Genomic DNA, 1,754 nt, shown 5'->3' with positions numbered 1-1,754 from the left:
TATATATTAAAAAATATCTATATATTAGTGTTTAATGCTATTTAATTTATTTAGTGTCCGTTATTGTGTCCGCAAATAATTAACTTAACTAAATCTATCTCTCACACTTGGGATATAAAGTAGTGTGCCACGCTCAAGACCTAAATCGTAATTTTCTAAAATGCTATAGTGCTTACGCTTTATATACTGCGAATTCATCTGTATGAAGTTAATTTTAGGCTTATCATCATTTGTAGGCATTTCATCATCGCTAAATTCATTTGCTGGGCGAAAAATATCTCTAGTGTCTGAATATATGCTATAAGCACTACTAAGCATATTTATACTCATACTTGCTATTTGACTAACACCTACTGGTTGCGATATAGCTATAGCTGTAAGTGGCGATATATACGTATTTCCACTAGCAAAAAGCCCAAAAGTAGTTGAAGTTGTGAAATTTGCCCCCACCGATGAAGCATTAGCAAAGCCAGTCGTGGCATATAACCCACTAGTTTGACTAAGTCCGCTATTTACAGCTACTCCCTTGGCTGAGATTTGCGACGCATTTATAGCCACTTGAGCTGATAACTTAGTCCAGATATTGCTTATCATAGTAGATATATTTACTACAGCACCAGCTAAACCAAATATCTTACCAAGCTTAATCGTCGTTGCTGAGCCTAGACCTATAGCACCCATCATACTAAGCATAAATCCTATACCGCTTAAAATCGTTCCAGTCCATACAACAGCTATAGTAGCAGTAGTCGCAGCAGTAGCACTAATCGCATTTATAGCAGCTATTCCGCCATAACCTGTATAAATAGTTAAAACAACAGCTAAGACCATAATAACGGGAGCTAAAAAGCCAAAATTTTGCTTTTTCTCATACACATATAAGCAGTAATGACTATTCCACTCTTTATACCATTTAAAAGCTCCACGAGTTGGCATATCATTATCAGCGTAGAAAGTTTCAGTTAAAAATACATATAACTCTCTTGTCCTATCATCATACTCTACTAAACTAAGAATTCTACCATCATTTAAAATAGGAGTTCCACCTAAGCCACCACGCACTCCAACTGGATAGAGTGTTTCACTCTCAATCTTAAGCTCTAAATCATCATAATTTGCTTTTGGCTCTACTTCTGCTTCACTCCATTGCTCTATTGTTTTTTTATAACTATCGCTTTGTGAATTTGTAGTCCAAAAGCTATAATTTTGCGTAGATAATGTATTTGTGATTTTTAAATTTGCCATTATAAAATTTATATAAGGCATTTGTAGAGTTTCTTTTATATCATTATTGGTATGAAAACCTTTGTCGTTATAAACTGGGGTTACGCTATGCGTTGTAGCTACTACCTTGCTATATCCCCTAAAATGATTTATCTCTTTGCCATTTTCAAAGGTTTGCTCGTATGCTTTGACATAAAATATATACTCTGTAACCATAGTCCCACTAGTGCTATTATATATATCTGACCTAATATAATTTGAAGTTCTTTTGACCTTATAAATTATGCTATATCTCCTACCATTTATAAATCCTTTTGGTTGGTTAAAGAGTATCATATTACCGCTATTATCGCCTAAACGCCAAAGCGGATAATCTATATAATATCTTGGTGCTAAACTTGAATTTTCATCAGCTTTATACTCATAATATTTAACTGCGTAATTTGTCATCGTAGCTTTTATGCCCCTAGCATTAGCCCTTGGGGTATTATAGCCTTTTTCCATACTGAGAATTTCACATTTATCGTGAT

1 protein-coding gene is annotated in these 1,754 nt (G+C 34.3%); it reads right to left on the bottom strand.

Annotated features, from left to right (window positions below):
- Positions 1-84: 84 nt before the first annotated feature.
- Positions 85-1,754, bottom strand: a 1,670-nt coding sequence (locus CSUIS19073_RS08195; RefSeq protein ID WP_337214414.1) for a hypothetical protein, incomplete at its 5' end; no start/stop codon positions are given.

Origin of the sequence: Campylobacter sp. RM19073 (assembly GCF_024723495.1) — a bacterium.
GTDB lineage: Bacteria > Campylobacterota > Campylobacteria > Campylobacterales > Campylobacteraceae > Campylobacter > Campylobacter porcelli.
The sequence above is the reverse complement of the archived record's forward strand: the minus strand, read 5'-3'. Positions and strand labels throughout refer to the sequence as shown.